Here is a 228-nt window from a genome sequence, read left to right as displayed (position 1 = left end):
ACCACCGCCTATGCGGCCCTGTCCTTCCATGCCAACAGCAGCTACGGCCATATTCGCTCGGAAGAACATTCACGCTCGATCATCCAGACCCTCGTTGAGCTCCGAAAAAACGATCTTCTGATCGACCATAGAGTTCATGCGCGCTTCGAAATCACCTTCACCCACGCCCGCGTCGTGATCGAAGATCTGCTGCGAGCCGGCGCCCTCGATCTCATATCGCTGATGGAC

Annotated in this window: 1 protein-coding gene; it reads left to right on the top strand. The window is 56.6% G+C overall.

The window, feature by feature from the left end; genetic code table 11:
- The coding region (locus tag ACPYOM_RS24390; RefSeq protein ID WP_481347960.1) for a hypothetical protein at window positions 1-228 on the top strand (228 nt) is incomplete at both ends.

Source organism: Monashia sp. HAY1-2A (assembly GCF_056755315.1).
Note: the sequence above shows the minus strand (reverse complement) of the source record. Positions and strands in the feature narration are given on the sequence as shown.